The organism is Pseudomonas machongensis (assembly GCF_034961125.1).
Lineage (GTDB): Bacteria > Pseudomonadota > Gammaproteobacteria > Pseudomonadales > Pseudomonadaceae > Aquipseudomonas > Aquipseudomonas machongensis.
The window spans coordinates 63712-78164 of sequence record NZ_JAYFUI010000188.1; the positions used below are offsets into that span (position 1 = coordinate 63712).

General features: G+C 64.4%; 14 protein-coding genes. 6 read left to right on the forward strand and 8 right to left on the reverse strand.

From position 1 onward, the window contains the following. Positions 1-11: 11 nt before the first annotated feature. A complete protein-coding gene (locus tag VA602_RS21965; protein WP_054893322.1) occupies positions 12-374 on the reverse strand; it encodes a YbaN family protein in 363 nt (120 codons plus the stop codon). Positions 375-383: 9 nt separating this feature from the next. Beyond that, positions 384-971: a YecA/YgfB family protein gene (locus VA602_RS21970; protein WP_054893267.1), complete on the reverse strand. Its 588-nt coding sequence runs from the start codon at positions 969-971 to the stop codon at positions 384-386. Positions 972-1214: 243 nt separating this feature from the next. On the opposite strand from VA602_RS21970, the gene recQ reads away from it, so the two are divergent. Both recQ and VA602_RS21980 read left to right on the forward strand, forming a co-directional pair. Further along, positions 1215-3362, forward strand: a complete 2148-nt coding sequence (gene recQ / locus VA602_RS21975) for a DNA helicase RecQ (protein ID WP_151924192.1) — start codon at positions 1215-1217, stop codon at positions 3360-3362. Positions 3363-3542: 180 nt separating this feature from the next. Next, a complete protein-coding gene (locus VA602_RS21980) occupies positions 3543-3980 on the forward strand; it encodes a MarR family transcriptional regulator (RefSeq protein ID WP_054893265.1) in 438 nt (145 codons plus the stop codon). 83 nt (positions 3981-4063) lie between these two features. On the opposite strand, the gene VA602_RS21985 is transcribed toward VA602_RS21980, so the two are convergent. Continuing rightward, the gene (locus VA602_RS21985; protein WP_063543784.1) at positions 4064-6250 is read right to left on the reverse strand and encodes a patatin-like phospholipase family protein; all 2187 of its coding nucleotides are present in this window, start codon (positions 6248-6250) and stop codon (positions 4064-4066) included. A gap of 68 nt (positions 6251-6318) precedes the next feature. On the opposite strand from VA602_RS21985, the gene VA602_RS21990 reads away from it, so the two are divergent. Next, positions 6319-6600, forward strand: a complete 282-nt coding sequence (locus tag VA602_RS21990; RefSeq protein WP_323454338.1) for a SelT/SelW/SelH family protein — start codon at positions 6319-6321, stop codon at positions 6598-6600. On the opposite strand, the gene VA602_RS21995 is transcribed toward VA602_RS21990, so the two are convergent. Continuing rightward, positions 6601-7491, reverse strand: coding sequence for a DMT family transporter (locus VA602_RS21995; RefSeq protein WP_063543788.1), 891 nt, complete (start codon positions 7489-7491; stop codon positions 6601-6603). A 114-nt stretch (positions 7492-7605) separates the two neighbouring features. Continuing rightward, positions 7606-8367: a helix-turn-helix transcriptional regulator gene (locus VA602_RS22000; RefSeq protein WP_323454339.1), complete on the reverse strand. Its 762-nt coding sequence runs from the start codon at positions 8365-8367 to the stop codon at positions 7606-7608. A 173-nt stretch (positions 8368-8540) separates the two neighbouring features. Here VA602_RS22000 and VA602_RS22005 point away from each other — a divergent pair, with 173 nt between their 5' ends. Beyond that, on the forward strand, positions 8541-9353 hold the full coding sequence (locus VA602_RS22005; protein WP_125930451.1) for a UDP-2,3-diacylglucosamine diphosphatase: 813 nt from the start codon (positions 8541-8543) through the stop codon (positions 9351-9353). 21 nt (positions 9354-9374) lie between these two features. Here VA602_RS22005 and VA602_RS22010 read toward each other — a convergent pair whose 3' ends face one another. Continuing rightward, on the reverse strand, positions 9375-9686 hold the full coding sequence (locus VA602_RS22010; RefSeq protein WP_054893259.1) for a DUF962 domain-containing protein: 312 nt from the start codon (positions 9684-9686) through the stop codon (positions 9375-9377). Between the two features lie 154 nt (positions 9687-9840). Here VA602_RS22010 and VA602_RS22015 point away from each other — a divergent pair, with 154 nt between their 5' ends. Beyond that, on the forward strand, positions 9841-10896 hold the full coding sequence (locus tag VA602_RS22015) for an AraC family transcriptional regulator (protein WP_323454340.1): 1056 nt from the start codon (positions 9841-9843) through the stop codon (positions 10894-10896). Here VA602_RS22015 and VA602_RS22020 read toward each other — a convergent pair. Beyond that, a complete protein-coding gene (locus VA602_RS22020) occupies positions 10853-12307 on the reverse strand; it encodes a TrkH family potassium uptake protein (protein WP_323454341.1) in 1455 nt (484 codons plus the stop codon). The two genes, VA602_RS22015 and VA602_RS22020, sit on opposite strands and share 44 nt — an antisense overlap. Before the next feature lie 178 nt (positions 12308-12485). Here VA602_RS22020 and VA602_RS22025 point away from each other — a divergent pair, with 178 nt between their 5' ends. Next, the gene (locus VA602_RS22025) at positions 12486-13043 is read left to right on the forward strand and encodes an NAD(P)H nitroreductase (RefSeq protein WP_054893256.1); all 558 of its coding nucleotides are present in this window, start codon (positions 12486-12488) and stop codon (positions 13041-13043) included. A 60-nt stretch (positions 13044-13103) separates the two neighbouring features. Here VA602_RS22025 and VA602_RS22030 read toward each other — a convergent pair whose 3' ends face one another. Next, positions 13104-14435: a sensor histidine kinase gene (locus VA602_RS22030; protein ID WP_063543796.1), complete on the reverse strand. Its 1332-nt coding sequence runs from the start codon at positions 14433-14435 to the stop codon at positions 13104-13106. Positions 14436-14453 lie beyond the last annotated feature (18 nt).

A 14453-nucleotide genomic window follows, 5' to 3' on the forward strand; every position in this document is an offset into this window, starting at 1 on the left:
TAGGCGCGTGTTCAGGGCAGGCGCAGGGTCTTCTGCTTGAGGATGTAGAGGGTGACCAGTACGGCACTGGTGAGCATGAAGGCCCTGGCCCAGAACAGCGGCACCAGATAGCACGACAGCCCGATGCTCGCCCACATCAGGCCGATGGCGTAGACCTTGCCCTTGAGCGGGATACCGTCGCCGTTGAGGTAGTCGCGAATCCACGGTCCGAGCCTGGGGTGGTTCACCAACCAGTCGTGGAATCGTGGTGAGCTGCGGGCGAAACAGGCTGCCGCCAGCAGCAGGAAAGGGGTGGTGGGCAACACCGGCAGGAAGATCCCCAGCACCCCCAGCGCGACACTGAGCCAGCCGACGGCCAGCAGCAGGTAGCGCACCACTGCGAATCAGTGGTGGCGCGGCTTGAGCAGGGCTGGTTTTTCATCCGGCGCGTGCAGCAGCAGGAACAGCGCGCTGAGTGCCTCGGGAATCTGCACGACCATGTCGTCCTGCAGGTTGGCGTTGCTGGCGATGTCGGCGAACTCAGGTTGCTCGTCGAACAGACCCGAGCCAACCATGATCGGCAGCAGCATTTCGCTGACTTCCTCTTCGGCGTTCTCGAACCAGGCCTCTTCACGCAGGAATACACCTTCCATGAAGCCGATGCACCAGCCGCGCAGGTCGGAATCGTCCGGCTCGTCGGTCAGGTCCAGCTCGCAAGGCAGGTCGAACTCTTCGTCGCTGGCCAGCTGGCGAGCGATGTGGCCCTTGAGGGCCACCAGCGTCGCTTCGATCTCGGTGCGCTGGGCTTCGCTGGCGTAGTGAGGTTCTTCGGCGAAAAGCGCGTCGATCCATTCGCGCTCGGGGACGTCCTCGGCACAGATCGACAACGCGGTCAGGTAGCCGTGTGCGGCGACGTAGTCCAGTGCTTCCTCGTGCAGCTCGTCGGCGTCGAGGAAGGCTTGCAGGCGGGTCAGTTGCTCGGCGAAGGACATTACAGGGCTACCTTGGGGAATAAACGATAGTGAATTCTAGCACCTTGCAGCCTTGGCGGGGCAAAGGGAACGTCTGTCACCGTAGCCTGCCGCAGAGCAGGGCAGTCGGGTATACTCCGCGGTTTTTCAAGCCAGCTGGCGTTTCTGCGCAGCCCGGCAAAAACCGCTTACGCATTCGGTGTGCGCGCGGCGGATTTATCGTCCAGCCTGTGTCCAGGATGGTACGGCGATTTGGAGTGGCAAATGCTCGAACAGGCTCAGCGCGTCCTCAAGGATATCTTCGGCTACGACAGCTTCCGAGGTCGCCAGGCGGCGATCATCGAATGCGTGGCCAACGGGGGCGATGCACTGGTCCTGATGCCCACCGGTGGTGGCAAGTCGCTGTGTTTCCAGGTGCCAGGCCTGCTGCGGCCGGGCCTGACCGTGGTGGTGTCGCCGCTGATCGCATTGATGGACGACCAGGTCGCCACCCTCGACGAGCTGGGGGTGGCCGCGGCCGCGCTGAACTCGACGCTCAGCCCCGAGCAGCAGCGCGACCTCGCTGGGCGCCTGCGCCGCGGTGAGGTGAAGATGCTGTACCTGGCGCCTGAACGCCTGGTGCAGCCACGCATGCTGGAGTTCCTGCGCGACCTGGATATCGCGCTGTTCGCCATCGACGAAGCGCATTGCGTGTCGCAATGGGGGCATGATTTCCGCCCCGAGTACCTGCAACTGGGCCAGCTTGCCGAACTGTTCCCGCATGTGCCGCGTATTGCCCTGACCGCCACCGCCGACATGCGCACCCGTGAGGAAATCGTCCAGCGCCTGCATCTGCAGGGCGCGGAGCGTTTCCTGTCGAGCTTCGACCGGCCCAACATCTTCTATCGCATCGTGCCCAAGGAGTCGCCACGCAAGCAACTGATGGCGTTTCTCGGCGAGCGGCGCGGCAACGCCGGCATCGTCTACTGCCTGTCGCGCAAGAAAGTCGATGAAACCGCCGCCTTCCTCTGCGAGCAGGGATTCCCGGCGCTGCCCTATCACGCCGGCCTGGCAGCAGAGACCCGCTCGGCCAACCAGCACCGCTTCCTCAACGAGGAAGGGCTGATCATGGTCGCCACCATCGCGTTCGGCATGGGCATCGACAAGCCCAACGTGCGTTTCGTCGCTCACCTGGACCTGCCCAAGTCGCTTGAGGCCTACTACCAGGAAACCGGCCGGGCCGGGCGTGATGGCCTGCCGTCCGATGCCTGGATGGCCTATGGCCTGCAGGACATGGTGATGCTCAAGCAGATGCTGCAGAACTCCGAAGGCGATGAGCGTCACAAGCGTATCGAGCAGCACAAGCTCGACGCGATGCTGGCGCTGTGCGAAGAGACGCGCTGCCGGCGCCAGTCGCTGCTGGCCTACTTCGATGAGGTGCTCGAGCAGCCCTGCGGCCATTGCGACAACTGCGTCGACAATGTGCAGACCTGGGATGCCACCGAGCCTGCCCGCCAGGCGCTGTCGGCCGTGTTTCGCACTGGCCAGCGCTATGGGGTCGGCCATCTGGTCGATGTCCTGCTGGGCAAGGACACCGAAAAGGTACGCAATTTCGGTCACGAGAAGCTGTCGGTGTTCGGCGTCGGCAAGGCGCTGGGCGAGCACGAATGGCGGTCGCTGTTCCGTCAGTTGGTTGCTCGCGGCCTGGTGGATATCGACCTCGAGGGTTATGGCGGCCTGCGTCTGTCCGACACCTGCCGGCCATTGCTGCGCGGCGAAGTGAACCTGCAATTGCGCCGCGATCTCAAGCCGCAGACCGTGGCCAAGTCCTCGGGCAGTGGCGGAGGCAGCCCAGCCAGTCAGTTGGTGCGTGCCGAAGAGCGCGAGCTGTGGGAAGCGCTGCGCACACTGCGCCGCAAGCTGGCGGAGGAGCACAGCGTGCCGCCCTATGTCATCTTCCCCGATTCGACGTTGCTCGAGATGCTGCGCAGCCAGCCCACCAGTCTCAGCGACATGGCCCAGGTCAGCGGCGTGGGGGCGCGCAAGCTGGAGCGCTATGGCCAGGCGTTCCTGGAAGTGCTCAACGGCGCCGGCGGCACCGAGGAGGCGCCGAAGGTGGTGCTCGACCTGCGGCACGAACTGGTCAGCCTGGCCCGCGCTGGCATGACCCCGGCGCAGATCGCCGGGCAGTTGAACTGCAGCGAGAAAAACGTCTACAGCCTGTTGGCTGAGGCCATCGGGCGCCAGGAGCTGAGCCTGGAGCAGGCGCTGGACTTGCCAGAAGAATTGATGATGGAGGTGCAGGACGCATTCCTCGACGGGGAGGGTGAACTGCCGCCGGTTTCGGCCATCGCCCCGCAGTTTGGCCAACGCGTACCGGAAGGGGTGCTGTATTGCGTGCGGGCGGCGCTGGCGGCGGAGTTCGAGCTTTGAGGCAGCAGTGCATGCTGCCGCAAGCGTAGAGTGCCGCTGACAACGCCGGATATCCCGGCCATTCCTGACCTTTGTCATTCTTTTTGTCGATTATCGGACCTTTCCCACTCGTCGAGCCTTGCCTGATACTGCGGGGCATGATTAGCTGACTAATAATTAGTTCTATCGATCGAGTTGCTTATGCCCCTGACCGACAACCAACACCGCTTCGGCATGCAGCTGGCCCAGATGTCCCGGGGCTGGCGTGCCGAACTGGACCGCCGCCTGGCCGGGCTGAACCTGTCCCAGGCCCGCTGGCTGGTGCTGTTGCACCTGGCCCGTTTCGACGAGTCGCCGACCCAGCGTGAGCTGGCGCAGAGTGTCGGCGTCGAGGGCCCGACCCTGGCGCGTCTGCTCGACAGCCTGGAAAGTCAGGGGCTGGTACGGCGCCAAGCGGTCATGGAAGATCGGCGCGCCAAGAAAATCCTGCTGTGCCCACCTGCAAAACCGCTCATCGATCAGATCGAAACCATTGCCAATGCCCTGCGCGCCGAACTCTTCACGGGCGTCGATGAGGCGGATCTGGAGGTGTGCATGCGTGTGCACGCGAAAATTCTTGGCAATCTCGAGAAGTCCTGACCCCCGCACCACGCTTGGCGGTACAAGAAAACGGATAGTGGCTCACGCCCTATCCGTTTTTTTATGTCGCGCCTTCGTACGCTCTAGAAGGTGTGTCCCAGATTCAGGTACACCGCCTTCTGGTGCTCGGTGTTGGCGCCATAACTGATGTTCAGCGGCCCAAGCGGCGTGTCCAGCCCGAGGAAGATGCTCGCGGCGTTGATATAGCCACTGTCGAACTCGTTGTCGTTGTTCCAGGCGCGGCCACGCTCCAGCGATCCGCCCAGGTACAGCGGGAAGTCCAGCGGCAGGTAGGCGCGCGGTGTCAGGCGACGGTAGTAGACCACGCGCATCAGGCTGATGTTCTGCCCCGACACCGAGTCCTGGCGAAAGCCCGATAGCTGCCGAGCGCCGCCAAGCACGAAGCTGGAGGTCACCACCTCGGTATCGTCCAGGGTGCGGCCATAGCGGCCGCCGAATACCCAGGTGTTCGGCCCGTAGCTCAACGCCTTGTCGATGTTGAACTGCCACTGTCGGTAGTCGCTGTCCGAGTCCAGCGAGCGGTCGTACTTGCGCAAGGTCAGGCCGATGTCTTCGCCGCTGTGGGGGAAGTACACGTTGTCGAGGGTGTCGAAGGAGTATTTCAGTTCGTAGAAGCCTTCATTGAAGCTGACCTTTGGCAGGTCCTGGTCGCCGATGCGCACTTCAGCTTCACCCCAGGCCTTGCCTACGCCCAGGCGTACTTCCCCGTAGGTGCCGATCTGTCGACCCAGGTTCAGACCAAAGCCGTAGCGTTCCAGGCGGTACTCGGCCACCGGGTCGTTGTCCAGGGTCGCTTCGATGTTCTGCGAGCCGAGCGACAGGTACGGGGCGACGAAGTAGCGCGAGCCGACGTCCAGCGGCTGGTAGAACTCGCTGTAGAGCTCCTGCTGATCGCCGATCTGTGCCCGGGTCAGCCATTCGGCGCCCAGGCGATTGATGCCGTTCATCCGATAGCTGGCACCCAGATTGAAGGCGCTGTCGCCGCGCATGTCATCGGACAGGTTCAGGCCCAGGCGCAGGTAGTCGGTACCGCCGCGTTTACCCCGGGCGTTGATCACCAGCGTGTTCTCCTCGCCCTTGTGCACCACGCGGTACTGCACCCGGTCGAAGTAGTCCAGGCCGTAGAGGGTACCCATATCGGTTTGCAGGCGCTCCAGCTCCAGCGGCTCGCCCAGGGGCTGGCGGATGTAGTAGCGGATCACGTCATCGCTGACCTTTGAATCGTTCTCCACCTTGATCGCCGTGATGATGGGCGTGCGCTGTTGCGCAGAGCGTGCCACGGCCAACTGGCTGTCGCCGCCTGCCTGGCGCAGCACCGCCAGGCGTGCGTCGAGGGCGCGGGTGGCGCGGTAGCCGGCGTCGATCATGTCCTGGGCACGGCCGAAGTCGGTCACGCCAAAGGCTGCCAGTGCTGGCTGTACCAGGATGTCGTCGCGGTGCAGGCTGGCCAGTTGTTCTTCGGAGTTGCGCCGGGTCATCAGGGTGATCGACTGGTTGAGCACGTCCACGACCGTGGCCAGTTGCTTGCGACTGCGCAGCGGGGTGCCGATATCGACGACGATGGCCATGTCCACGCCCATTTCGCGCACCACATCCAGCGGGATGTTGTCGACCATGCCACCGTCCACCAGCAGGCGCCCGTCGAGCTCGACCGGGGCGAACACTGCCGGAATCGACATGCTGGCGCGCACCACCTGAGGCAGGTGACCACGGCGGAACACCACCTTCTCACCGCTGGCGATGTCGGTGGCAACGGCGCGGAACGGGATCGGCAGTTTGTCGAAGTCACGAATGTCAGCGGTGTGGGCCAGCTTGCTTTCCAGCAGCAATGACAGGTTCTGGCCCTGTATCACCCCCAGCGGCAAGCCAAGGCTGCCGTCATCGCGAAAGCTCAGCTTCTGCTTGACCAGGAAATCGCGGTCGTCCTGCTTGCGGCGAAACGGCACATCCTTGCGCGGCGGAGCGTCGGAAAGTGCCTGCTGCCAGTCGAGGGTACGGGCCAGGTGTTCGAGCTCCTCGATGCTGTAGCCGGAGGCATACAGGCCGCCAACCACCGCACCCATGCTGGTCCCGGCGATGGCGTCGATGTGCACGCCCTGTTCTTCCAGGGCCTTGAGCACGCCGATATGCGCAAGGCCGCGGGCAGCACCCCCCGACAGCACCAGGCCGACCTTGGGCCGAGGCGGCTCCACGGCCAGGGCGGTGAACGAGGTGAGCGCCAGCAACAGGCATAACAGCAGATGATGCATCGTGAGTCTCAACGCGATGGGCAAAGACCGCTAGTATAAGCGGCTCACTCACCAGGAACTGTCTCCACATGGCCGATACCAAGCCAGAAGTTGTCATCACGTATTGCACGCAGTGCCAATGGCTGCTGCGTGCTGCCTGGCTGGCTCAGGAGCTGCTCAGCACCTTTGCCGACGATCTTGCGCGAGTGGCCCTGGAGCCGGGCACCGGTGGGGTGTTTCGCATCACCTGCAACGGCGCGCAGATCTGGGAGCGCAAGCTCGATGGTGGCTTCCCCGAGGCCAAGGTGCTCAAGCAGCGGGTGCGTGACCAGATCGACCCGCAGCGAGACCTGGGCCACAACGACCGTTGATCATGCGCCTTCGGCCAGGCGTTCCCTCCTTGGCGGTGGCTCGGCAGACAGGCGGCTGGACAGCACGATGGCAAAGATGATCAGCGCCCCGCCAGCGAGCATGCGCAGGGTAGGCGTCTCGGCGAACACCATCCAGGCCACGGCGATACCGTAGACCGGCTCCATGCCGAACACCACCGAGGCGGTGCGGGCCTTGATCACTGCCAGGCTGGCGACGAACAGGCTGTGCGCTACCCCGGTGCAGAAGATGCCGAGCAGGGCGATCCATAGCCAGTCCATGGGCTTCACCGCGCCGAGCCCCGGCAAGGCGAAGGGCAGGAGGCACACACCGACCACCAGGTTCTGGCACAGCGCAGCCTGTACCGCAGGCACGCGGCCGGAGCCGGCTCGATTGGTCAGCGACAGCAGCGAGAACAGCAGGCCCGAAAGCAAGGCCCAGAGCAGGCCGCCCGTGGCCTCGCTGGCCAGGTTGAACGCCGGGGTGACCAGCACCAGGCCGATGCTTACCAGCAGTACCAGCAGGGCTTCGTTGCGACGGATGCGCTCGCGGAACAGCACGCCTTCGAGGATCACGGTGAACGCTGGAAAGCTGGCAAAGCCGAGGGTGGCGATGGCAACGCCGCCGACCCGCACGGCGATGAAGAAGCTCACCCAGTGCCCGGCCAGCAATATGCCGCCAAGCAGCAGGCGCCCCAGGTCCTGAGCCCTGAGTCGCTGCCAGCCCTTGCGGGCGAGGCCGGCGAACAGGGCCAGGGCGAGCACCGCGAAGAGTGCGCGGCCAAAGACGATGATCGAGGGCGTGGCACTGGCGGCCAGTTTGCCGAAGACGCCGGTGAGGCCGAAGAACAGCGCGCCGATGTGCAGGGCGCCGAGGGCAGTACGGTGGTTCATGGTGAGTCCTTGCTCGAGGTCTTTGCTGGCACTTGCGCGGGTAGACCGTACCCACAGGCTGGCACAGGCACAGTGTAGAGCCCGGGGAAAACAGATTCTGTCGCCATCCTGGCGTCAGTTGTCGCCAGACTCTCGTCGCAGCGCCAGCGGCGTAAGGCCGAACGCCCGCAATATCGCCGCCGAAAATGCACTCTGCGAGCTGTAACCCACCTGTGCGGCGATTTCGCCCATCGGCAGCGAGGTAAGGACGATCAGTTGCCGCGCCTTGAACAAACGCCGCTGGCGGATGTAGTCCATCGGTGTCATGCCGCATTCCTCGATGAAGCGTGCGTGCAGGCGAGCACCTGACAAACCGGCCAGCCTTGCCAGGTCGGCGACTTGCAGAGGGTGTGCGGCATGACGCTCGATATGCGCATCGAAGGCTGCGTAGGGCAGGCGTTTGCTGGGGGTGGTGGGGGCGGCGGCGGTGTTCAGGCTGGCCAGCAGCAGGAGTGCACCTTGGCGGCTGATCAGCGGATCGTCCACCGCGCTCGCTGCGAGCCAGTCCACCAATTGCTGCTGGCGGCCGTCGAGCAGCAGCGCCGCTGGGCGTTCGAGCAGGCGGTGGCTGGCCTCGGCGTGGCCGCCCATCTGTTCGCGCAGCCAGTGTTCGCCTGGAATATCCAGCACCAGGCAGTGGCTGCCCGCGTCGCTGGCGCAGGTGTGGTGAAAACCGGCGGGGACCACGATGAGCCCCTGGCGATCGATGCGCGTGCCTCGGCCCTGTACCTCGAAATCGAGGTGCCCACGCAGGCCGAACACCAGTTGCGGGTGTTCGTGGCTGTGGGCGAGCAACTCGTCGCGGTAATGGCGCAGGGACAGGATCGGACCGACCATGGGAGCATCCTTGGGGCGGGGGAGCAGTGTATCGCAGTGCCGCGCAGGGGGAGCGGTTTTAGCCGCGAAAGGTAAACAATGCGCAATCCGCGCCCGACCACTCGTCACACGACTGCCACCGATCTGTCATGCGCACCTGCCAGTCTCCTGCAAACAGCGCCGGAGGCCGCCCCATGACACATGCCGAACTTGTCCGTCCGTCACGCAAGCAGCGGGTGCGCACCCTGTGGATCTCCGATGTGCACCTGGGCACCCGGGATTGTCAGGCCGAGCACTTGTCGCAGTTTCTCAAGGGCTACCAGGCCGACCGCGTCTACCTGGTCGGCGACATCATCGACGGCTGGAAGCTGCGTAGCGGTATCTATTGGCCGCAAGCCCATACCAATGTGATTCGTCGCCTGTTGACCATGAGCAAGCGCGGTACCGAGGTGATCTACGTCACCGGCAACCACGACGAGTTCCTGCGCCGTTATTCGAAGCTGATCCTGGGCAATATCCAACTGGTCGACGAGGCCGAGCACCTTACCGCCGATGGTCGGCGCCTGCTGGTGGTGCACGGTGACCAGTTCGATGTGATCACCCGCTATCACCGCTGGTTGGCATTTCTGGGCGACCGTGCTTATGAATTCACCCTGGTGCTCAATCGTTGGCTCAACCATTGGCGTGCCCGCTATGGGTATGGCTACTGGTCGTTGTCGGCTTACCTCAAGCACAAGGTCAAGGGTGCGGTGAATTTCATCAGCGACTTCGAGGATGCGATTGCCCATGAGTGTACACGCCGCGGGTTCCAGGGCGTGGTGTGTGGGCATATTCACCACGCCGAGATCCGCAAGGTGGGCGAGGTCGAGTACCTCAACTGCGGTGACTGGGTCGAATCGTGCACGGCGTTGATCGAGCACTGGGACGGCCACATCGAGCTGTACCGTCTGGCCGATGCCCAGGCGCGGGAGACCGAGCGCGTTGCGGCTTTGCGCGAGCCAGCGTAATGCGGCGCGGCCGCAGGCCTCTCAAAGACTGATCTTGCCTCGCAGGATATCGCGGAACATCGCGAAATCACCAATCAGGCTATACAGCGGATACGTGAAGGTGGCCGGTCGGTTCTTCTCGAAAAAGAAGTGTCCGACCCAGGCGAAGCCGTACCCGGCAAACGGTATGGCCAGCAATAGCAGCCAGTTGCCGCTGCCAATGGTGTAGGCCAGCAGGGCGATGACCAGGCTGGTGCCGACGAAGTGCAGGCGTCGGCAGGTGGGGTTGGCGTGTTCGCCAAGGTAGTAGGGGTAGAATTCGGCAAAACTGCGAAACTGCGCTGTGCTGTTCATGGGCTGTGTTCCCGCAGGTGCGTTTTTGTTCAGGATACACGGCGTGGAGCCTGTTTCGAGTCTAGAGTCACTGGGAGTGGCTACCAGTGACAATTGGCGCCAATTGAATATCCTTTCGATTCACCGCTGGAGCGGTCAGCACAAGAAGCCTGTCATGAGTGAAAGAACCACGTCAGCCAGCTGGGCATCAGGGATCGTCAAGGCGCTCGAGCTGGAAGGGCTCGACTGTCGTGCCATGTTCAAGCAACTCGGGTTGGACTTCGCCGCCCTCGATGATCCGGATGCGCGCTTCCCTCAGGACGCCATGACCCGCCTCTGGCAGTTGGCGGTGGAGCTGTCGGGAAACGAGGCCATTGGCCTGAACATGGCGCGAGTGGTGCGGCCGGCGTCCTTCCACGTGGTCGGCTATGCGCTGATGTCCAGCCGTACGCTGGCCGAAGGTTTCGAGCGGCTGGTGCGTTATCAGCGGATCATCGCCGAAAGCTCCGACCTGAGTTTTCGTCTCGGGCCTGAGGGCTATTCGCTGATTCTTACCGTTCACGGTGATCACCTGCCGCCGACCCGGCACAGCTCGGAAGCCTCGCTGGCCTGCGCACTGTCGCTGTGCAGTTGGCTCAGTGGTCGTCCGGTACAGCCGCGCCGGGTGATGATCCAGGGGCCTCAACCCAGGAATGTCGAGCCTTATCGGGTCGCGTTCCGCGCGCCACTGGTGTTTGGGGCGCCCCACGATGCGCTGGTGCTCGAGCGAGCCGACATGGAAGCGCCGTTGCCCACCGCCAACGAAGCGATGGCAATTCTCCATGACCGTTTTGCGGGCGAATACCTGGCGCGCTTCTCGGAAAGTCGCGTCACCCATCGGGTGCGCCAGACCCTGTGCCGTATCCTGCCCCAGGGCGAACCCAAGCGCGAAACCGTGGCCCAGGCCTTGCACCTGTCCCAGCGCACGCTGCAGCGGCGCTTGCAGGAGGAAGGCACCAGTTTCCAGACCCTGCTGGACGACACCCGGCGCGAGCTCGCCGAGCAATACCTGGCGCAGCCAGGCATGACCCTGCTGGAAACCGCTTATCTGCTGGGTTTTGCCGATCCGAGCAATTTCTACCGGGCCTTCCGCCGCTGGTTCGACGTCACGCCCAGCGAGTACCGCGCGCGCCTGGAGGCGTCAGTGGTCAGTGACGCCAGAACGCAGGCATGCACAACACCAGCACCGTGATGATCTCCAGGCGGCCGAGCAGCATGCCGCCAGCGAGAATCCACTTGGCGGCATCCGGCAGGCTGGCGAAGTTGCCGGCCGGGCCGATCACCTCGCCCAGGCCTGGCCCCACGCCGGAAACGGTACTGGCCGCGCCGGTCAGGGCGGTCATCCAGTCCACGCCCAGCAGCGACAGCAACAGGGCGATGACGCAGATGGTCACGGCGAAGAAGAACGAGAAGGTCAGGATCGAGCGCACGATTTCTTCGTCGAGGCGGTGACCATTGTATTTCTGCTTGATCACTGCGCGCGGGTGGATCAGCTGGTTGAGGCTGGCCTTGAGCAGGATGTAAGCGACCTGGAAGCGGAAAATCTTGATGCCACCGGCGGTCGAGCCGGAGCAGCCGCCGATGAAGCCCAGGTAGAAGAACAGCATCAGCGAGAAGTTGCCCCACAGGCTGTAGTCGCCCAGGGCGAATCCGGTGGTGGTGACCACCGAGGTGACGTTCAGTGCCACGTGGCGGAAGGCGTCGAGCCAGTGCAGGTCGGTGGTGGCCCAATACCAGGTGCCGAGCACGACCCAGGTGGCGACCAGCAACCCGAGCAGCCCCTGTACCTGCTGGTCGCGGATCAGCGCCCGGCGATTGCCGCGCCGGGTGGCCACGTAAAGGGTGAAGGGCACGCTGCCAAGGATCATCACCACCACCGCGACCCAGTGCACCGCAGGAATGTCCCACTTGGCCAGCGACAGGTCGGAGGTGGAGAAACCGCCGGTGGAAATCGCCGACATGGCGTGGTTGATCGCGTCGAAGGGGCTCATCCCCGCCCACCAGAACGCCAGGCTGCCGAGTACGGTGATGCCGACGTACACCGCGACGATGAACTTGGCGACCATATGCGAGCGCGGCATGACCTTTTCCGAACGGTCCGAGGACTCGGTCTGGAACAGGCGCATGCCACCGATGCGCAGCAACGGCAGGATCGCCACCGCCATGCCGATGAAGCCGATACCGCCGAGCCAGTGCAGCATCGAGCGCCACATGAGGATGCCCGGCGACATGTTGTCCAGGCCGCTGAGCACCGTCGAGCCGGTGGCGGTGATGCCGGACATGCTTTCGAAGAAGGCGTCGGTGTAGCTGATGTGCTGGGTCAGCAGGAAGGGCAGGGCGGCGAACACGCAGACCACCAGCCAGCTGCTGACGGTCAGCAGGTACATGTCGCGGGGGCGCAGGTGCACGTGTTCCGGGCGGCCCGGCAGGACCATCGCCAGGCCTGCGATGAAGGTGATCAGACTCGACCAGAGGAACGACGGCATGTCGCCGGTGCGCTCGAAGATCAGCAGGGTCGCCATGGGCACGACCATGCTCACCGCCAGGGTGATCAGGAAGATGCCGATGATGAAACCAATGATCCTTAAGGTCGGCAACGCCATGTGATCTGCTCTGACTCGAAACGGAAAGGGCGCCATTCTACCTGTGGGTCGCGGGATGTAAACGTGTGCCCGGCGGTGGGGGTACGGACTTTTGATCGCGATCGCCGGCAAGTCGACTCCACATGTACGCGAGGTCCTTTAGAATGGCGGCACATTTCTTCTGCCAGGAGGGTAGCCGATGGAGGCTCTCGACGCATTGCTCAACCGTGTTTCCGTGCCACGCCTGACCGAACCGGCGCCCAATGCCGCGCAACGCGAGGGGTTGTTCCAGGCGGCGTTGCGTGCGCCGGACCACGGCCAGCTGCGCCCGTGGCGTTTTCTGACCATCGAAGGGCAGGGGCGCGAAAAGCTCGGCGAGCTGTTCGCCGAAGCCGTGCAGGCCAAAGGCGATGCCAGCCAGGCGGCACTGGACAAGGCCCGGGCCATGCCGCTGCGCGCGCCCTTGCTGATCGTGGTCATTGCCCGTCTGCAGGATCACTTCAAGGTGCCGAAGTCGGAGCAGCGCCTGGCGGCAGGCTGCGCTGCCCACGGCATTCTGATCGCTGCACATGCCCAGGGGATCGGCGCGGTGTGGCGCACCGGCGACATGGCGTTCGATGCCCATGTGAACAAAGGCCTGGGCCTGGCCGAGAACGAAGAACTGATCGGTTACTTGTACCTGGGCACGCCGATCAATGAACCGCGTACCCCGCCAGTGCTGGAGACGGCCGAGTTCGTCAGCGCCTGGGGCGAGTGATCGGAGGGGGTGTTGGGCTGCTGCGCAGCCCAGTCGCGTGGCACATCGGCTCTTGCACGCTCAAGCCGTTGCCTGGGCCACCGGCAGCTCCAGCCGCGCGACAAAGCCCCCCTGCGGATGATTCTCCAGCACCAGCGTCCCGCCATGTCGCTCGGCCGCGCGCCGGGCGATCGCCAGGCCAAGCCCGTGGCCCGGCGCGTCCTGCCCCGGCGCGCGGAAGAACGGCTCACCCAGCTGCGCAAGGTGTTCTGGCGCCACACCGGGGCCGTGGTCGCGCACGCTCAGCAGCAGGTGTTCCTGCTCGCGGCTGGCGCGAATCTCGATGGGCTGCCCTGCCGGGCTGAAGCGCAGCGCATTGCGCACCAGGTTGTCTACCGCCCGCTCCAGCAAGGTTGGCCAGCCCTGCAGGGTCAGCCCTGGCTCGGCCTCCAGGCGTACTTCCTGTTCCGGCACGCTGAGCTGGGCATCCTTGCGCACGCTGCCGAGCAATGCGTTGAGGTCGACGGGCTCGGCATGTGCCTGCTCGGCATCGACCCTGGCGAGCACCAGAATTTCGCTGATCAGGTCTTCCAGCCGGTCGCACTCGCGGGTCAGGCGCGGCCAGAGGGCCTGGCGCTGTTCGGGCTCGGCGCGTTCGGCCAGGGCCAGGGCGATGCGCAGGCGCGCCAGCGGCGAGCGCAGTTCGTGGGAGACGTCACGGAGCAATTGGCGCTGGCTGCCGATCAGACTTTGCAGGCGGGCGCCCATCTTGTTGAAGTCGTTGGCCAGGACGCCGAACTCGTCGCGGCGTACCGCCAGTCGCGCCAGGCTGTTCTGCTGGTAGCTGGTCTGGCCCAGGTCGTGCACCGCACCGCGCAGGCGGCTGAGAGGGCGGGTGATCGAGAGGGTCACCAGCAAGCTGAACAAGGTCAGCACCACCAGGGCGATTCCCAGGGCGCTGAGCGGCCAGATCAGGCTTTCACGGTGCCAGGCCATCAGCTCCGGGTGGGGAATGCGGTAGATCAGCAGGTAGGTTTCGCCCGTGGCAGGGCTGGTGTACTCCTCGGTGAGGCGGCGCCAGGGCAGGCGCCGCTCGTCGTTGTGCTGGCGTCGCTCGAAATCTTCGGCGCGACGCGGGAAGGTTCCGGGTACCACGGCATCGCCGCTGTCGTCGAGCACCTGGACGTCGATCTTGTAGCGCTGCTTGCGTCGTTCCAGAAAGCGCTGCGATGCCTCCAGGCCTTCCTGTTCATAGTGCTGTACCCAGCGGCTGGCCAGGGTGTTCAGGCCCGGGTGGCGGCTGAGAATCCAGGCGTCCTGGTTGAGCATGTGGCCAAGCAGGATCGACAGGCCCGCAACCAGGGCGATGGCCAGCCAGAAACTGGCCAGGATGCGCCAGAACAATGAACGCAAGACGAGTACCTCCCACAC